Raw genomic sequence first — 16,922 nt, 5'->3', positions numbered from 1 at the left:
GAAGGACGGACTGGCTATGAAGAAAGCATCAGCGTTTGAGATTGTGGCGGCGCGCTGCTGGAATTTGTTGAATGAGGGTCGGCCGTTTACGCCGATTTTTGTTATAGGAGCTTATCTGGTTTATCATGTGCGGGATTTGTCGGAGCCCTCCTTCTGGATTGCGTTCGCGCTTGGATTATTGGTTGGGCTGCCGGTGTTCGGGCTTTATTTTGTGTATGACTTTCCTTTGTTTTTGCGGAATTATTTGTGGCTGCCGATTGTGGCGGCTTTAGTGTTGTGGCGGGATGTGCCGCTTGATTTGGGCTTGTATGGCACTGCGCTGGGATTGTTCTTCTTCTTTACCGTATATTTTTGGGGGACCTTCTATTATCATCTGCGAATCGGCACGTCGTGGTGGAATTTTAGACGCTTCTGGAAGCTTGTCCTGAAAAACAGCGACTCCACCAGCGGGAATGCCCAGGAGCAGATGCCCAAATTCCTGCTGCTGCTGTTTATCGTGGATATGACGGCGCAGGGCTGGCAGTTCGACGGAGAGCAGACCAGGCTTTTCTACAGTTGGACATCTTATGCCTGTTTTGTTATCGCTCTGACAGTATATACTTGGGTACTGCACCGTTATCTGTTCGACTGGAAACCGCGGGAGATTGTCACACGGACCTCGAATGTGACAGTGCCGAAGAAGGGAATCAGCGATAAAGTGTTTGTACTTGTTATTGACGGGATGCGCAAGGACCGCTTCGAGGAGGCGGACGCGCCTTTTCTCAAGAAATGGCGGGCAGAAGGTACCGAATACACACAGATGGAGACGGTGTATCCGGCAAGGACGGTCGTCTGCTTCTCTTCCATGTTTACGGGAACCTACCCGAGGGAGCACGGCATTACCTCCAACATGGTATGGAGTCTTGGGATCAAGACGGAATCGATATTTGACAGTTTGCGAAAGGTTGGCAAACGGGGAAGGCTGCTCGGCATCGCGCATCTGATTGATTCCATGGGTGATGATGTGGAAAGTGTAACAGCTGTTATGCATAACGATAAAGCGGACCGCAATATTATGGAGAGGGCCAAGCTGATCATGACGGAGCAAAATCCGGATCTGCTGGTGGTGCAGTTTATTGCCACCGATCAGACGGGACACAGCATGGGGGCGCTGTATGATGAATACCGCGTCAAAATCGAGGAGGCCGACCACCTGATTGCCGAGTTCGCCGGATGGCTTAAAAGCGAAGGTCATGCTGACAATGCAACATTTATTGTCTGCGCCGATCATGGACAAGCAGACGGCATCGGCGGCCACGGCCATCTGGACGAGGGAGAACGCTACGTGCCGTTCTTCATGAATGGGCCTGCTGTGAACAGCGGCGTAAAGGTTGAGGACAAGCATTCACTGGTATCAGTTGCCCCGACGCTGAGTTATCTCCTTGGAGCGCCGTTTCCGGACCACAGCCGGGGGCCCGTTCTGATGGAAGCGATCAAAGCCAGAGCAGCAGCGGGAATACCGGGAAGCAGAGGAGCAGAATCCAAGAAGGCAGCGGCGGCTGCCAAGAGTGAAGCGGCAAAACATAAGGGTTCGTATTCATCGGCGGCTGTCAAAGGTAATGCGGCCAGAGCAAAAGGATTGTCAGCGGCGGCAGACAAAGGCGAAGCGGCGAGAGCAAAAGGATTGTCTGCGGCGGCCAAAGGCGAGGCGGCCGTTCCGGAAGGGTTGTCCAAGAGCGGCGGTAAAAGATGAAGGGACAAGCTTGAAGGTTTGTCCACTGCTGCAGGAGCAAAAGGCGGAGCAGTAAAGTCTGAGTAGCTGCCTGTAACCGCAGCTACAATGCGTGAAGCGGCAAGACAAGGTGGATTGTCTGCAGCCAATAGGGAACCGGCGTGGGGATAAGCAGTCTGACGCCAGGAGGGCACCGGGAATCAAGGATGAAGCTGTCAGTGATATGGTTGCTACCTGCAGCCAGGATCGGGGCGGCAAAGTCAGGGGGATTATCGGTTGTGCCCGGAATACAGCAGCTATGCCGGAGAGGACAAGCAAGCCTGTCCGGAAGAAATAAGCTGTTAGGTTAAGGGAAATTGCGCTTGTCTTAGCTGATGCTTGGGAAGTTTCTGTGTTGCGCATGCTGAAATGGGGGTCCTATCTTCTTAAAGGATCCTGAACAGGAAAGAATGACGGGAAAGAAGTTGGACATACGATGGTTGTGCGGAAGCTGATTGTTTTTTTGCCCGCTTATAATGAAGAATTGAATATTGGCCATGTCATTGCTCGTATTCCCCGGGAAATCAAGACGGGCTGGCAGGTTGAAGTGGCCGTAATTGATGACGGGTCCACAGATGGTACAGCTGCTGCAGCACGGGGGGCAGGAGCCGATCATGTGGTGTCATTTGGAAAAAATCGGGGGCTCGGCGCTGCAGTTCGTGAGGGACTGGCTGTTTGTGTGCGGCTTGGCGCAGATATCGGACTGATGATTGATGCGGATAATGAGTATCCTGCGGAACAAATACCGGAGGTTATCCAGCCGATTTGGGAAGGACGTGCCGACTATACGATGGGCTCGCGTTTCAAAGGCGAGATACAGGGCATGAAGCTGATGCGGCGGCTCGGCAATATAGGCTTCACCCTCCTGCAAGCGCTCATTCTGCGGCGGATGATCTGGGACGGCCAGTCCGGCATGCGGGGGTTTTCCAGAGAGGCGATGGAGCATGCCGAAATTATCCATGACTATAATTATGCGCAGGTGCTTACTCTTAATCTGGTCAGGCAGGGCTTTCGGATGGAGGAAGTGCCTATCCGCTATCAGGTTCGCCTTCATGGTGAATCCTTTATCAAATTCCGCCGTTATGTGACGGCAGTGCTTCCGGCGGTCTGGAGAGAGCTGCGCCGTCCGGTGAAGAAGCATCATCGCGCGGTAAAGGATAACAGCAAGCGGATTCTGGCAAACCCCGGACAGCGTACGGGAGATTAAAGGCCAACGCGACTTCCGGTGAAACAAGGGGGATTGACTGTTTGAGAGCAAGAGAGCGAAAGAAGCGGCTGTGGTCCATGCTGTTCCCGGCCGTGGCCGGTGTTCTGGTATTGATATGGACGTTGTACGGCTTCATGCATATCAGTCCGTTCGCCGCCACCTGGGATGAGGTGGATTTTGCGCTTGCCCTGACGCGTTTTGATCTGCTCACCATGCAGCCCCATTTTCCCGGGTATCCTTATTTTGTATTGGGGGCCATGGGACTCAGCCGCTTTATGTCGGAACCCATTCAGGCCTATGGTGCGTTGAACCTGCTTCTGACAGCCTCCTCGTGCGTGCCTTTGTGGCTGCTGGCGCGGCGGATTCTATCACGCTTCTGGTCAGCAATTGTTGGATGCCTGGTGCTGACGTCTCCCTGCCTGTGGCTCCAAACCGTTCGGCCTATGTCGGAGGCGTCGGGGATTGCCTTGTTATGGTGGTTCCTGTGGTGCTGGTGGCGGGCGATGGAGCATCCGGGCTGGCGGCGGTCCGTCATTGCCTTGTTTGGGTTTGGGCTGTTGATGGGCGTCCGACTGTCGTTTGCGCCATTTGGCCTGGCTATTGTATGGCTGCTTGTCAACCATTGTGCCATCTGGCGCAAAGAGGGCAAGCGGGTGCTGCCGAGGCTGCTGCTTTTTGGGCTTGCGGCTGCGCTCTTCCAGCTGCTGTGGGTGGCGGGCCTGGCTATGAGCGAGGGCGGGCTGGCCGGTTTTGTGAAGCTGGCGGCGGCTTTCACCGCCGGTCACTTCAGTGAGTGGGGAGGCGGGGTTGCGGCCACCGGCGAATATTCGTTTGCCGGGCGGCTGTTGCATTTCGCCGGCGGCAATCTGCTCTGGACCGGCATGTTTGCCCGGTCCAGTTCATTGCTGGCGGCTGCGGCTGCGCTGCTGCTGGCGGCCGTGCTCTGCGCGGGCAGCAGGCCGCCTGCGCAGAGCGCTGGCGACGGCCCGCGCCGCGAAGCTCTGGCCCGGGCGGCGGCATGGCTCCGCCGCCCGCCGCTGCCGGCGGCCCTGGCGGCGCTGGCACTCGCCTACGCCGCGTGGGCACTACTGGCGCAGAACATCGACAAGCCGCGGCACATCACACCGTTAATCGGTGTGATGTGGCTGCTGCTGCTTGCTCTGTTCCGCGCGGCGGCGCCGGGACCTGCGCCCGCTCCAGGACCGGCGGCGGCTCCGCGAGCTGAGCCGCCGGCCGAGACCCGCCAATCGGGCGGGCGGGTCATGGACGCCCCCGCCCGCATGCCCGCCCCCGCCCGCATGCCCGCCCCCGCATGCCCGCCACAGCCCGGCAGCTTCGCGGACCGGGCGCCCGCAAGCTTCTCGCCCCGGACTGTCCCGGACTCCAGGGCACGGAAACACGCCGCCTCCTCCGCGCTAGCGGCGCAGATCGGAAGTGTCCTGCGGGCGGCGGGCGGTGTCCTCGCCGCAAGCATCATCGTACTGCAGACCGTGCAGGGCAGTACGCTGCTCAAGCGGCAGGCGGAAGAACAGCCGGCTGTTTATCAGCTGGCAGCCGCCCTTGATGGCATGCAAAGCCATCCAGGTACAAAGAACCGGGCTGTCGTATATACGTGGGAGGAATCAAGGGTGCTGGATTATTTGCATACCGGGGTGAGCCACCGGCAAATCCTGACCTATTCGTATTTCCTGGCCGATGTGAAGGCGAATCCGGAGGCGGAGATTTTGTTGACGGACCATGTATTAAGCGGGTTTGAAGCCCAGGCGGGCCCCCTGCGCGATAAGGTCAGACTCGCAGCCGCTTTTCATAGCGAGGCTTTATTTGATCCGGTTTATCATGATATCCAATTATATGAATGGATACGTTGACGCCAACCCGTACGTGCTGAAAATGCAGCAGGTCTCGGACGATTTTTCATATTGACACTGTTATTGAAAATGATTATCATTGTCTACGTGATTAAAGCATTACGATTTCACAACAGAAGGTGAGAATATGCGCACAATCTCATTTACTATAACCGCAATGCTTGCTGTTGTGATTATATTCGCTCTGACGCCAGCCAGCGTCCGGGCTTATTCGTATGGCGATGCCAACACCGAAGATGTTGCGGAAACCTTCAAGCTGGTGGTGGCCGGTCTTACCGTATCGCCGGTTGACTGGAAAGGCGTAGAGGATGCGCATAAGGCGCGCCGATCCGAAATTGCCTCCCATTTTGGCGAAGAGGTCGCCGCTGAATTGGACGCAGACATTGCCTCACGCAACGCGGAACTGCTCACAGCCAACTACAAGGCGCTGCTCGTCATGAATCTGGACCGGCGGTTCGAGAGTGTTATCCAGTCCATAGATGAATACACACAGACTAAGCTGCTGCTGGCCAAAGCCAAGGCAACCTTCGAGGTGCTCAAGCCTTATGCGGAAGCCAAGCTCACCAAGGAGCAGACGGACGGCATAACGGATGATTTCCAGAAAGCGCTGGATGCCATCGGCAATCCGGGCCTGTTCGGCGTAGGCCAGAAAGAAGCCGATCCCGAGACTCTCAAAACGACGGTCAACCGGATTTACGATATATTGGTCCCTTTATTTCCCTACAGCGGGAAGCCCGGGACCGGTCAGCCGACAGAAGGCGACGCTGGCAATGCCGCAGCATCGCCGGGTGAGGGTTCAGCAGGCGGGGAGACCATACAAGGCAACAAGGAGCATGCTCCCATGGAACGCACGGAGAAGACCAACGCGGGCGTTACGATTGGTGTAATAGGCGGGGTCGCGGTTGTCGGTATTGGCGTGGTGTGGTGGGCCCGGCGCAAAGGTATTTTCTAAAGGAGTGGAGACACCATGAATGTGCAGGCATTTCTCATCACATTTCGTGAAGCCTTCGAAGCGATTCTCATCGTGGGCATTATTGTATCGTATCTGAAGCGCATCGGCCAATCGAAATGGAGCAGGTGGGTATGGCTTGGCGCAGGGTGTGCGGTTCTCGCCAGTCTTGGTGTAGCGCTGGTTTTTCAAACCGTGCTCGACGGCTATTCCACCATGGGCAGCCAGGACTACATGCGCATCGGCATTCTGCTTGTTTCCTCCATGCTTCTTACACATATGATTATGTTCATGAGCAAGCAGAGCCGTGATATGCGGGGCAAGCTGCAGAATAAAGTCGCCCTTATTTTGACGACCGGCGGCGCCATTAACATGGTCGTCCATTCTTTTCTCGTAACCTTGAGGGAAGGGGTGGAAACGGTATTCTTCTTCGCTGCTATCTCGCAGGGCGATCTCTCGCAGGCGCTGCAGAGCTGGGGCGCTGTTCTGGGCCTGATTTGCGCAGCCGCGCTCGGATTCCTTGTCTTCAAGGGGAGCAAGAAGATCCAGCTCGCCACCTTTTTTAAAGCGACCAGCCTGTTTCTGATTCTTATTGCAGCGGGGCTGTTCGTACAGGCGATCGGGGTTATGCAGGATCTGAAGCTGATGGGTACGGTTTATCATACATCCGGCGGCGAGATCGGGGAAGTCTACGATATCACATGGATCATGCCCGAGCATCCCATCGATGAGGCAAATTACATACGGGATACGGGTCGGCACCCGCTCGTTAACGGACAGGTCGGTGTATTCTTCAAGGCTTTCCTCGGCTATTCGGAGGCGCCCTCTGTAGAGGAATTTGTCGCCTATTGGATGTACTTCCTGCTGGTGTTTGTACTTATTGTCCGCCAGAGGAAAGTGGAATCGCCGCAAGGCGTCTCCGGTCAAGCCGTTCTCACTGCGAGAGCCGCCCTGCAGGATAAAAAATAGAAATTTGCTTTCATATCAAGGCTCTCACCCGTCTTTCGAGTAGGTGGGGAGCTTTTTTTGCGTTGTCTTGGGACAGACAATCCTCTGAATAGATTTGTCCAATATAAGCCATTCTAGTAAGAAGAAAGGAATTTGTCGTATTGTGTTCACTATGCTGCAAGGTTCCAATCATGATCATGATCGTGATCGTATTGCAGCTTTAAATATTAATTTCCTGATCCCATACAACATGAAGCGGCAACGAAAGAAGGTGGAAATATGAAAGGCCCGTTCTTAAGCAGTCACAGCGGAAAATCCGGAGGCGACAAGAAGCAGCAGATTCGTGATCGGGCTGTAGAGCCTCATATGAAAGCCTTTGAAGATATGAAAATCGATCCTGACATGAAGGCGACATTAAAGCTTATTGAGGAGGAGATGGGCGGAAGCAACGATGTCATTGTGAAGGAAATAACCCTGATGGGAGAGATTCCTTTTCAGGCTGCGGTTTTATACATACAAGGGCTTGTGGATGATAACCGGCTCAATGAGCATGTGCTTGAGCCGGTTCAGCGCGCCCGATTGACGGCTCCTGCTGTTAACGCGGACGAAACACTCAACCAAATTAACAAGAGTCTGCTGCAGGTAGGCGATGTGGAGGCAGTAGATGACTGGGCGAAGGTCTTTCAGTCACTGTTTGTCGGCAATACCATCTTGTTCGTCGATGGACTGAATAAGGCTATATCTGCGGGTACGATTGGGGGACCGAAGCGTGATGTAACGGAACCGCAGACCAATATGGTTATTCGCGGACCCCGGGAGGGGTTTACCGAGTCCATCCGTACAAACAGCGCATTGCTGCGCCGCAAAATACGCAGTCCCAAGCTTTGGCTTGATCAGCGGACCATCGGCAGTGTCACACAAACGCCGGTCGGAATCATGTATGTGAAAGGTATTGCGGATGATTCCTTGATTGAGGAATTGTCTATCCGGCTGGATGCCATAACCATTGACGGCGTCCTGGAGAGCGGTTATATCGAAGAACTGATCTCGGATCAGAAGATTACCCCATTTCCGACGATTTTTTATAATGAGCGGCCTGACGTTATAGCGGCAGGGCTGCTGGAGGGACGTATTGCCATTCTGGTCGACGGCACCCCCTTCGTCCTGATGGCTCCGGCAACCTTCAATGTCTTCTTTCAGGCTGCGGAGGATTATTATCAGCGCTATGATATTTCCACCTTTTTGCGTATGCTCCGTTTTCTCTCGTTTGCGATGGCCTTGATGCTACCTTCTGTTTATGTCGCTATCGTCGGTTATCATCAGGAAATGATTCCGACACCGCTCCTGCTGAAGCTTGCCGCACAGCGGGAAGGCGTGCCGTTCCCTGCCTACGTGGAAGCCTTCATGATGGAGATTATATTTGAGGTGCTGCGGGAAGCGGTTGTACGGATGCCCATTGCCGTAGGCAATACGATTTCCATTGTAGGAGGTCTCGTTATCGGGCAATCGGTCGTGGAGGCGGGCTTCTTCTCTCCAGCCGTTGTGATCATTGTTTCCTTGACGGCCATTACGAGCTTTGTCTCTCCTGCCTATAACCTGGCCATCGCCGCCCGGCTGCTGCGTTTTGGTTTGCTGATTGCCGCAGCTTCACTGGGCTTCTATGGTATTGCGCTAATTGTCCTTGCTCTGCTGCTGCATCTGACAAGTTTACGCACGCTGGGTGTTCCCTATTTGAAGCCTTTTGCTCCTTTGTTCTGGAAGGACATGAAGGATAGCATCATTCGGGTTCCCTTCTGGATGATGAAGCAGCGTCCGCAAGGAGCTGCACCTAAAAATAAAGTCAGGGAATCGACTGACATCAACAAATCCAAAGGTGGAGATTCGTGATGAATGCATCCGCAGCCTACGGCTTGTTCCGCGTGCAAAGAGTCCGAATCATGGCCGTTGTTCTCTGTTTGCTGCTGCTGACGCCGCTAATTTCAGGCTGCTGGGATGTTCGCTATCTGGATCGGATCGGGGTTGTGTTTGCGATTGGCGTAGATGATGATCCGACGGGCAAGCACAAGCTTTTACTGAGCGTACAGGTCGTTCTGCCGCAGAACGTTAGCGGCGGCAGCAAGGGCTCATCGGCGCAAGGGCCTGCGGTGATTACGTTCAGGGAGAGCGCCGACACCATGTTTGAGGGCCTGCGCCATATGGGGACGATGACCTCGAGAAGACTTTATTTTTCACACACTCAATTGTTTGTCATAGGGGATGCAATAGCACGACAGGGATTCTGGCCGCTGCTTGATTTTGTCGACCGCAATCCGGAAGTCAGAACCAATATCCAGATGCTGGTTGCCAGAGGTACGCGTGCAGAGCAGCTGCTGAAGACAACGACGCTTATGGAGCCCATACCTGTCCAGCAGATTCACAGCATGGTGGAGACCACCCAGAAATCCTGGCCCCAATCATATAAAGTAACCGCACAGGAATTGATCAGGGATGCGGTAGATGACATGAAGCAATCGACGATGCCTTCAATCCTGTTAGTAGGAAACAAGAGCAGCGGCAACGACAGCAAGAATGTGGAGAAAATCAAACCGGACGTTATTCCCAAGCTGTCCACAATGGCCATCTTTCGCAGCGGCAAACTCATTGGATATTTAAATCAGCAGCAATCGCTGGGGTTGGGATGGATCATGAATAAAGTAAACGATACGATTGTTAAGGTGCCATGCTTTGACAATGATAAATCGCAGGGGGAAGTAACGATTGAAATTCAATCCGCTGTAACGAAGCTCAGTGCACGCCGTTCCAAGAAATCCGCCCAACCGGAAATCATGATCTCCGTGAAAACCAAGGGGATTATCTCTGAAATTACATGCAGGGACCTGAATGTGATTGACGAGGCTACTTTTGAGCTCTTTCAAGCTAAAGGCGAGAAGAAGATTACCGCTGAGATCGAAGCGGCCATCAAGCAAATTCAAGGAGTTTACCATACGGATACCTTCGGTTGGTCAACCGTGATTTATAAGGGAATGCCGCAGACATGGAAGAAGCTTAAGCCCAGGTGGGATGATGAATTTACGCATATTCCTCATCAACTGAAAGTAGATGTCAAGATCGGCGGCACGGGTCTCCGGGGCAAATCGATTGTGAAATGAAGGAGGGATCTGACAGATGATTGTTTGCGGAGTTGTAGTGGTTATGGGAATTATTATTGGCATCCGGATATGGAGCCAATTGATTCAAGAGAAAACAAGAGAAGCCGTCTGGGCCATCGCGGTTTTGACGCTCGGGGTCGCTTATTCCTGTGTGGTTATCCTTAGAATCCCTATGCCCAATCCGGTCGATGTTATCGACAGAATGACGGAGCCTGTATACAGAGTAGTCCTCGAGGCTATGGGGATAACCCCTTTATGAGCGGCAGGAACGAAATTAATAATGGGCTGCTGTCGGGCAGCCAATTGGGGAAATTGCATGTACTCTTCGCGCTTGGCACCGCTGTTCTTATTCTGCCGACGCTTGTCGTCCTGGTGGCGAAGGAGGATTCCTGGATAACCTTGACGTTGGCATGGCCGTTGAATTATGTATTTCTGTTTGCGCCCCTGGCATTAAATAAGCGGTTCCCCAATTTCTCCGTGGTGACCTATTCCCAGAAAATTTTGGGGCAATGGGGCGGAACTTTTTACATGTTGATTTATATTGGATTTTTCATTCTCTTGAGCGCCTTTACACTTCGGAACATGGGTGATTTCATCGGCACCGCGATTCTTCCTGAAACGCCGCGCTGGTTTACCCATATTACGTTTATGATTGTTATCGCATATGGGGTACTGCTCGGAGCGGAAGTGATCGGGCGGACAGGCGAGCTGCTGTTTATGTGGATTTTCATTGTCACGGGAATCATTTTCCTGCTGCTGTTCAATAAAATGGATTTCAACAATATGTTTCCGATTCTGGCCAATGGTTGGGGTCAGCCGCTGGGAGGGCTTTACCCCATCGTTGGGTTCCCGCTTGGTGAATATACATTCCTCATGATGCTGCTGCAGCTCGTCCGGCCGGAGGACCGTCCCAAGCTTCGCCGTAAATTATGGTCATACGCTGTGGTTATCGGGGTATCCGCATTAGCGATGACGTTTTTGCTGTTGACGGTTCTAGGAGTTGAATTGGCAACGCGAAGCCCCTATGCAGTTTACGATATGGCCAAGGAAATCGATCTTGGCGACGTGGTGGAGCGCGTCGAAATTACGATTGCCGTCATCTGGATAAGCACGGTGTTTACGAAATTTGTACTTTGCTTTTATGTCGCCAATCTCGCTGCTGCAGAACTGCTGCGGTTCTCAACCTACCGGTCGCTCACTGTGCCTCTTGCGTTTATCGTGGTTCCGTTATCCCTGGTGGTTTACCGGAACTCTGCTCAAATTACCCAGTTTGCTTTTGATTCATGGCCGGTCCTCAGCGTTTTCCAAGGACTGGTTATGCCGCTGGTACTGCTTGCCATTGCGGCTATGAGGGGCCTGAGGGATGCCTCACATCCCGCTATCAATGTAATACCGGGGGCCGGGGGGAACGCCGGTGGAGGGCAGCCTGATGCTCAAGCAGGCAGCAAAGCGGACGGGCAGGCGGGCGGTACCGAATCGCAGGAAGCCGAAAAAGGGGATTCGGAGCCTGCCTACAACCGGACCCAAAGCAGTCTCGTTTTGACACAGGATGGCAAGGATATCAGCGGGAATATGGAGAATTCCGGGGAAGAAAAGCAGCAATGACGATATGGGCGGGAGAGATAAAGGAAACGCATTCAACTCCGACATAGACGGGGATGGGAGCATTTGTTATAATTGTGATGGAAATTTGACCAAGCGGTGCGGTCCTTCCCACCTGCAAACGGTTGTTCTATGGAGGCGATGGTGTGGAGAAGTACATCAATAATTATGTGATTGTAGCCATCTTCATTCTGCTTGGAATCCTTCTTCCGGTGGTGGCTTTGAGTGCCGGCCGACTGCTGCGTCCCCATAAGCCGACAGATGAGAAAAAGACGACGTACGAAAGTGGAAATGAGCCTGTAGGGGAAGGGCAAGTGCGGTTTAATGTACGCTACTACCTGTTTGCCCTGATGTTTGTCATCTTTGATGTGGAAACCGTTTTCTTATACCCCTGGGCCGTTGCATATAAGCAGCTCGGCCTTTTTGTGCTTGTCGAAATGGCGATATTTGTGGGACTTTTGCTGATCGGCCTTATCTATGCCTGGAAGAAGAAGGTGCTCAAATGGAATTCAATTTAGAGTCGATCTCCCCTGAAGAGCGGAAAGAGCTGGAGCGCAATGTATTTATGGGCACGCTTGAGGAGCTGAAGGCATGGGCCCGCAGCAATTCGCTGTGGCCGCTTACCTTCGGACTTGCCTGCTGCGCAATCGAAATGATGGGTACCGGGGCCTCGCACTATGATCTGGACAGGTTCGGAGTTATGTTCCGCACGTCGCCGCGGCAGTCGGATGTCATGATCGTAGCCGGTACGGTTACGAAGAAGATGGGGCCGCTGCTGCGAAGGCTGTATGACCAGATGCCTGAGCCCAAGTGGGTGATTGCCATGGGCTCCTGCGCGACTGCAGGCGGACCTTATGTGAAGTCGTATGCGGTGATTAAAGGCGTTGACCAGATTGTTCCGGTGGATGTTTATATTCCCGGCTGTCCCCCTAACCCGGCGGCGCTGATCTATGGGATCAATAAGCTGCAGGAGAAGATCCGCTATGAGGCGAAGACCGGGAAGCGGGTGACCAGCCGATGAGCGACGAGAAGGACAAAGAGCCTGGACAGCAGGCTGATCAGGAGAAAAAGGAGCCTGTGAAAAGCGGAGGGCAGCCGGAACAAGGCGCGGCTGCCGCGCCGGATCGTCCTGCGGAGGAGCGGAGCGATCCGGCTGCAGCCGCGGCGCAGGATGGCGATGCCGCTGCTGTGCGCCAAGCTTCAGCAGACAGGGCTGCGGAGGGCGCGGCGCAAGAGAATATCGCGCCGACTGCGGATGAGTCCGCCTCTCCTGCAGGGACGGCGGGCGAAGGTAAACCGCCAGCGCCGGCGGCAGCCGATCCGGAGCGCGAAGCCAAGCTGAAAGCGGCAGCGGAAGCCCGCGCCGCGCGTGCCGCGGCCAAAGCGGCGGCTGCCGGTGCAGCGGGTGAACCGCCCGCGTCCGCCCCGGCGGCAGGGGCCGATCCGGAGCGGGAGGCCAAGCTTAAAGCAGCGGCAGAGGCCAGGGAGGCCCGCGCTGCAGCCAAAGCCAAGGCAGAGAGCGAAGCCGCACCCGAGGAGCCCAAAGCTCCTTCGCACAGACAGCCCCAGCTCGATGAAGCAGTCAGCCTCGTCCGGGCGCTTGTGGCGGTAGATGCGGTTGATGAAGCCTTGATCAACGAAATGAATGACCATATGCCGACGATCGTCGTGAAGGGAGATCGTCTGCTTGACGTCGCCAGAGTATTCAAGACGCATCCGACGCTGGACTGCAGCTATCTTCGCAATGTCTCCGGAATCGACTACGAGACGCATCTTGAAGTTGTTTATCATCTGGTTTCACTGGCGACCAGGCATGAATATGCGCTTAAAGTCAAAACGGACCGGGAGGCGCCGCAGATCCCTTCGGTTGTATCTCTGTGGTCCACCGCAAACTGGAACGAGCGGGAAATATTCGATCTGCTTGGCATCGGTTTTACCGGACATCCCGATCTGCGGCGCATTATGATGCCTGATGACTGGGTGGGTCACCCCCTGCGCAAAGATTATGAACCGCTTGATCCGGAGGTGTAATCAGCTGTGATCCGTACTGAAGAACTGCTGCTTAACGTCGGGCCGCAGCACCCGAGCACCCATGGTGTGTTCCGTATTATCGTGAAGCTGGACGGCGAAGTGATCACCGAAGCGATTCCTGTCATGGGCTATTTGCACCGGGGCACCGAGAAGCTTGCGGAGAACCTGACCTATACCCAGATCATTCCCTATACCGACCGGATGGACTATGTATCGGCCATGACAAATAATTATGTGCTTTGCCATGCGGTTGAGACAATGATGGGGCTCGAAATTCCTGAACGCGCCGAATTTATGAGGCTCATTGTTATGGAGCTTCAGCGGGTCGCAAGCCATCTTGTCTGGTGGGGCACCTATCTGCTGGATATCGGGGCGATGAGCCCGTTCCTGTATGCGTTCCGCGACCGCGAAATGATCATTGATTTCTTCAATGAGCTGTGCGGGGCACGGCTGACCTACAATTATATGCGCGTGGGCGGAGTCAAGTGGGATGCGCCGGAGGGCTGGCTCGAAAAAGTCCGTGATTTTGTACCGTACATGGAGAAGAAGCTGAAGGAATATGACAGTCTCGTCAGCGGCAACGAGATCTTTTTGGCCCGGATCAAAGGGGTCGGACAATACGACGCCCGGACCGCAATCGATTATGGCTTGTCCGGCGCTAACCTGCGGTGCACGGGCGTAGACTGGGATTTGCGCAAGGCGAAGCCATACAGCTTGTACAGCCGGTTCGAATTCGATGTGCCGCTGGGCTCCAAAGGCGACTGCTATGACCGCTATCTTATCCGGCTGGAGGAGATCCGCCAGAGCCTGCGTATTCTGAAGCAGGCGCTGGAGCAGATGCCTTCGGGCGGTGAAGTCATGGGCAAAGTGCCCCGTGTAATTCGGCCTCCGGCAGGCGAGGCTTATGTCAGCATCGAATCGCCCCGCGGTGAGATCGGCTGTCATATTGTCTCCAAAGGGAAGGCGGAGCCGTACCGGCTCAAATTCCGCCGTCCGTCCTTCGTGAACCTGCAAATTCTGCCCAAGCTGCTGGTTGGCGAAACGATGACCAACCTCATTACGATTCTGGGCGGCATCGATATCGTCGTCGGGGAGGTAGATGCTTAATGGGAGCCTGGCTGGATGAAACGCTGACATGGGGCAATGCCTTCATTTTCTTCCTATGGGGCGTTGTGCTGCTTGTGGTTGTGCTTGGCTTTGTAACCTATGCGATCTTTTTCGAGCGGAAGGTGATTGGCTGGATGCAGCTGCGGATCGGGCCGAACCGTGTAGGCCCATTCGGGCTGCTGCAGACGGTGGCGGATATTACGAAGCTGCTGATCAAAGAAGATACAATACCGCGCAAGGCCGACCGGATGCTGTTTATTCTCGCGCCTGCGCTGGCCTATGTTCCGGCCTTTGCAGTGTTGGCGGTCATCCCCTACACGCAGAAGCTGTATTTTGCCGATATTAATGTCGGCTTGCTGTATTATGTGGCGTTGTCCGGCATATCCACGATCGCGATTGTGCTCGGCGGGTGGTCGTCGAACAATAAATATGCGCTGCTTGGCGGAATGCGCTCTGCCGCGCAGATGATCAGCTACGAGGTGCCTCTGGTCATATCGGTAGTGGGTGTCATTATGGTATCGGGCAGTCTGAATCTTCGCTCCATTGCGGAGCAGCAGGGCGACTGGTTCTGGCAGTGGAATTTCCTGCCCCAGATCATCGGATTTGTCGTGTTCGTGATTGCAGCGGTATCGGAGCTTAACCGTACCCCGTTCGACCTGCCGGAGGCGGAGTCGGAGCTGGTAGCCGGCTATCATGTCGAATACAGCGGCTTTCGTTTTGCATTCTTCATGCTGACAGAGTATGTTTACGTCTATGCGATCGCATCGCTGACGACTGTGCTCTTCCTGGGCGGCTGGCATGCGCCCGCGCCTTTTCTTGATTTTGTGCCGGGAATCATCTGGTTCCTGCTGAAGTTCTCCCTTATTGTGTTTTTCCTGTTCTGGCTGAGAGCGACGATGCCGCGTATCCGGGTCGATCAATTGATGGGCTTCGGGTGGAAAGTGCTGCTGCCGCTGGCTATACTCAATGTATTCATAACAGCCGTATATCTCGAGCTGTTTATTAAAGGGTAACGGAGGGATAAGGTATGAAGGGTCTCTTTAAAGGGCTGGGCGTTACATTCAAATCCATGACAGCAAAAAAGGTTACCACCTCCTATCCCGACAAGCCGATTATTATGCCGGACCGCTTCCGGGGCATTCAGCATTTCGAGCCGGACAAATGCATCGTGTGCAATCAGTGCGTGCGGGTTTGTCCGACGGAATGCATTACACTTACAGGCGTTGCCAACCCTGATCCGGATAAAAAGGGTAAAGTGATCGATACGTACGATATCAATTTTGAAATTTGCATTCTATGCGATCTTTGTACGGAGGTTTGTCCGACGGAAGCGATTGTCATGACGGGGAACTTCGAGCTGGCTTCCTACAGCCGAGATGACCTGTTCAAGGACCGCAAATGGCTGGATGAGAACAACAAGCTTGTCCGTCAGGACAACAACAACATCGGTGCTCCTCAAGCAGCCAAGGGGGGGGCCAAATAACCATGTTCAATGTGGATTTGACCGGCGAGTTCGTCGCGTTCTTCATCTTCTCCATTATTATTATCAGCGGCGCCGTACTCATGGTCAGCTTTACCAAGGTTGTTTATATGGTTGTTTCCCTGGCGGCCGTATTCATCGGAATTGCCGGGATGTTCATTCTGCTGAATGCGGAGTTTCTCGCCTTCGTGCAGGTGCTGATTTATGCGGGGGCCGTCTCCATTCTGATGATTTTCGGCATCATGATGACCAGACATGAGGATAGTGAAACGGAGAAATCCAGACCGCTTCAGGAGACGCTCACAGCGGTAGGCGCCCTGGCGCTGTTCGGCATTTTGTTCTACGCGATCCGCCAGAGCGATTTCCCGGTTCCCCCGGCAGCACAGTCTGCTGCGGACAACACGATGGAAATCGGCAAACAATTGTTCACTGCTTACGTGGTGCCGTTCGAGCTGGTTTCGGTTCTGCTCACCGTTGCGTTTATCGGAGCCATTGTGCTTGCGAAGAAGGAGGCGGACTAGCATGTTATCTTCCTATTTGACGATGGCGGCTATTCTTTTTTGCATCGGCTTGTATGGCGCGCTTGTCAAGAAGAATGCGATTGTCGTGCTGCTGTGTATCGAGCTGATGCTCAATGCGGTCAACCTGAACCTTGTCGCCTTCTCCAAATACGGCGTTGTTCCGTCGCTGACCGGGCAGATGTTCGCGCTCTTTACCATTACGGTTGCCGCTGCAGAGGTGGCGGTGGGCATTGCGATTCTGATCGCATTGTTCCGGGCGCGGGGCTCGATCAATGCCGATGATTTCGACGAGATGAGGAGGTAAACCGAT

General features: G+C 54.2%; 17 protein-coding genes and 1 pseudogene. All 18 read left to right on the top strand.

Annotated features, from left to right (window positions below; all coding sequences use genetic code 11):
* Positions 1-16: 16 nt before the first annotated feature.
* A pseudogene (locus AC0YOB_RS18510) lies at positions 17-1,477 on the top strand (alkaline phosphatase family protein); the annotation flags it as partial.
* 346 nt (positions 1,478-1,823) lie between these two features.
* The gene (locus tag AC0YOB_RS18505) at positions 1,824-2,048 is read left to right on the top strand and encodes a hypothetical protein (RefSeq protein WP_475794034.1); all 225 of its coding nucleotides are present in this window, start codon (positions 1,824-1,826) and stop codon (positions 2,046-2,048) included.
* A 138-nt stretch (positions 2,049-2,186) separates the two neighbouring features.
* Positions 2,187-2,957, top strand: coding sequence for a glycosyltransferase family 2 protein (locus AC0YOB_RS18500; protein WP_475794033.1), 771 nt, complete (start codon positions 2,187-2,189; stop codon positions 2,955-2,957).
* 41 nt (positions 2,958-2,998) lie between these two features.
* The gene (locus tag AC0YOB_RS18495; RefSeq protein WP_475794032.1) at positions 2,999-4,825 is read left to right on the top strand and encodes a glycosyltransferase family 39 protein; all 1,827 of its coding nucleotides are present in this window, start codon (positions 2,999-3,001) and stop codon (positions 4,823-4,825) included.
* 127 nt (positions 4,826-4,952) lie between these two features.
* The gene (locus tag AC0YOB_RS18490) at positions 4,953-5,777 is read left to right on the top strand and encodes a hypothetical protein (RefSeq protein WP_475794031.1); all 825 of its coding nucleotides are present in this window, start codon (positions 4,953-4,955) and stop codon (positions 5,775-5,777) included.
* A gap of 15 nt (positions 5,778-5,792) precedes the next feature.
* Positions 5,793-6,743 carry an FTR1 family iron permease gene (locus AC0YOB_RS18485; RefSeq protein ID WP_475794030.1) on the top strand — a complete coding sequence of 317 codons (951 nt, stop codon included), beginning with the start codon at positions 5,793-5,795 and terminating at the stop codon, positions 6,741-6,743.
* 258 nt (positions 6,744-7,001) lie between these two features.
* Positions 7,002-8,609 (top strand): spore germination protein, encoded by a 1,608-nt coding sequence (locus AC0YOB_RS18480; RefSeq protein ID WP_475794029.1) that lies wholly within the window; start codon positions 7,002-7,004, stop codon positions 8,607-8,609.
* Positions 8,609-9,871, top strand: coding sequence for a Ger(x)C family spore germination protein (locus AC0YOB_RS18475; RefSeq protein WP_475794028.1), 1,263 nt, complete (start codon positions 8,609-8,611; stop codon positions 9,869-9,871). Before AC0YOB_RS18480 ends, AC0YOB_RS18475 begins: the two co-directional genes overlap by 1 nt.
* A 16-nt stretch (positions 9,872-9,887) precedes the next feature.
* A complete protein-coding gene (locus AC0YOB_RS18470; protein WP_475794027.1) occupies positions 9,888-10,130 on the top strand; it encodes a hypothetical protein in 243 nt (80 codons plus the stop codon).
* Positions 10,127-11,476: a GerAB/ArcD/ProY family transporter gene (locus AC0YOB_RS18465; protein ID WP_475794026.1), complete on the top strand. Its 1,350-nt coding sequence runs from the start codon at positions 10,127-10,129 to the stop codon at positions 11,474-11,476. Before AC0YOB_RS18470 ends, AC0YOB_RS18465 begins: the two co-directional genes overlap by 4 nt.
* Before the next feature lie 143 nt (positions 11,477-11,619).
* Positions 11,620-11,991, top strand: a complete 372-nt coding sequence (locus AC0YOB_RS18460; protein WP_210039047.1) for an NADH-quinone oxidoreductase subunit A — start codon at positions 11,620-11,622, stop codon at positions 11,989-11,991.
* A complete protein-coding gene (locus AC0YOB_RS18455) occupies positions 11,976-12,494 on the top strand; it encodes a NuoB/complex I 20 kDa subunit family protein (protein ID WP_210039046.1) in 519 nt (172 codons plus the stop codon). Before AC0YOB_RS18460 ends, AC0YOB_RS18455 begins: the two co-directional genes overlap by 16 nt.
* Complete coding sequence (locus AC0YOB_RS18450) at positions 12,491-13,504, top strand: NADH-quinone oxidoreductase subunit C (protein ID WP_475794025.1); 1,014 nt, start codon at positions 12,491-12,493, stop codon at positions 13,502-13,504. The genes AC0YOB_RS18455 and AC0YOB_RS18450 overlap by 4 nt, the downstream gene beginning before the upstream one ends.
* 6 nt (positions 13,505-13,510) lie before the next feature.
* Entirely contained in the window at positions 13,511-14,611 is a 1,101-nt protein-coding gene (locus AC0YOB_RS18445; protein ID WP_475794024.1) for an NADH-quinone oxidoreductase subunit D, read from the top strand.
* A complete protein-coding gene (gene nuoH / locus AC0YOB_RS18440; protein WP_475794023.1) occupies positions 14,611-15,624 on the top strand; it encodes an NADH-quinone oxidoreductase subunit NuoH in 1,014 nt (337 codons plus the stop codon). The genes AC0YOB_RS18445 and nuoH overlap by 1 nt, the downstream gene beginning before the upstream one ends.
* A gap of 14 nt (positions 15,625-15,638) precedes the next feature.
* Complete coding sequence (nuoI, locus tag AC0YOB_RS18435) at positions 15,639-16,094, top strand: NADH-quinone oxidoreductase subunit NuoI (RefSeq protein WP_210039042.1); 456 nt, start codon at positions 15,639-15,641, stop codon at positions 16,092-16,094.
* A 2-nt stretch (positions 16,095-16,096) separates the two neighbouring features.
* A complete protein-coding gene (locus AC0YOB_RS18430) occupies positions 16,097-16,612 on the top strand; it encodes an NADH-quinone oxidoreductase subunit J (protein WP_475794022.1) in 516 nt (171 codons plus the stop codon).
* A gap of 1 nt (position 16,613) precedes the next feature.
* Complete coding sequence (gene nuoK / locus AC0YOB_RS18425; RefSeq protein WP_210039040.1) at positions 16,614-16,916, top strand: NADH-quinone oxidoreductase subunit NuoK; 303 nt, start codon at positions 16,614-16,616, stop codon at positions 16,914-16,916.
* The last annotated feature ends 6 nt before the right edge of the window (positions 16,917-16,922 follow it).

The organism is Paenibacillus sp. JT31N17, assembly GCF_056269255.1.
This window is presented reverse-complemented; position numbering and strand designations above follow the sequence as displayed.

What these genes read in the sequence shown, in the direction of transcription:
- AC0YOB_RS18500 (WP_475794033.1), top strand. Translation starts at nt 2,187, where the DNA reads ATGGTTGTGCGGAAGCTGATTGTTTTTTTGCCCGCTTATAATGAAGAA.
- AC0YOB_RS18490 (WP_475794031.1), top strand. Translation starts at nt 4,953, where the DNA reads ATGCGCACAATCTCATTTACTATAACCGCAATGCTTGCTGTTGTGATT.
- AC0YOB_RS18485 (WP_475794030.1), top strand. Translation starts at nt 5,793, where the DNA reads ATGAATGTGCAGGCATTTCTCATCACATTTCGTGAAGCCTTCGAAGCG.
- AC0YOB_RS18480 (WP_475794029.1), top strand. Translation starts at nt 7,002, where the DNA reads ATGAAAGGCCCGTTCTTAAGCAGTCACAGCGGAAAATCCGGAGGCGAC.
- AC0YOB_RS18475 (WP_475794028.1), top strand. Translation starts at nt 8,609, where the DNA reads ATGAATGCATCCGCAGCCTACGGCTTGTTCCGCGTGCAAAGAGTCCGA.
- AC0YOB_RS18470 (WP_475794027.1), top strand. Translation starts at nt 9,888, where the DNA reads ATGATTGTTTGCGGAGTTGTAGTGGTTATGGGAATTATTATTGGCATC.
- AC0YOB_RS18465 (WP_475794026.1), top strand. Translation starts at nt 10,127, where the DNA reads ATGAGCGGCAGGAACGAAATTAATAATGGGCTGCTGTCGGGCAGCCAA.
- AC0YOB_RS18455 (WP_210039046.1), top strand. Translation starts at nt 11,976, where the DNA reads ATGGAATTCAATTTAGAGTCGATCTCCCCTGAAGAGCGGAAAGAGCTG.
- AC0YOB_RS18450 (WP_475794025.1), top strand. Translation starts at nt 12,491, where the DNA reads ATGAGCGACGAGAAGGACAAAGAGCCTGGACAGCAGGCTGATCAGGAG.
- nuoH (WP_475794023.1), top strand. Translation starts at nt 14,611, where the DNA reads ATGGGAGCCTGGCTGGATGAAACGCTGACATGGGGCAATGCCTTCATT.
- nuoI (WP_210039042.1), top strand. Translation starts at nt 15,639, where the DNA reads ATGAAGGGTCTCTTTAAAGGGCTGGGCGTTACATTCAAATCCATGACA.
- AC0YOB_RS18430 (WP_475794022.1), top strand. Translation starts at nt 16,097, where the DNA reads ATGTTCAATGTGGATTTGACCGGCGAGTTCGTCGCGTTCTTCATCTTC.
- nuoK (WP_210039040.1), top strand. Translation starts at nt 16,614, where the DNA reads ATGTTATCTTCCTATTTGACGATGGCGGCTATTCTTTTTTGCATCGGC.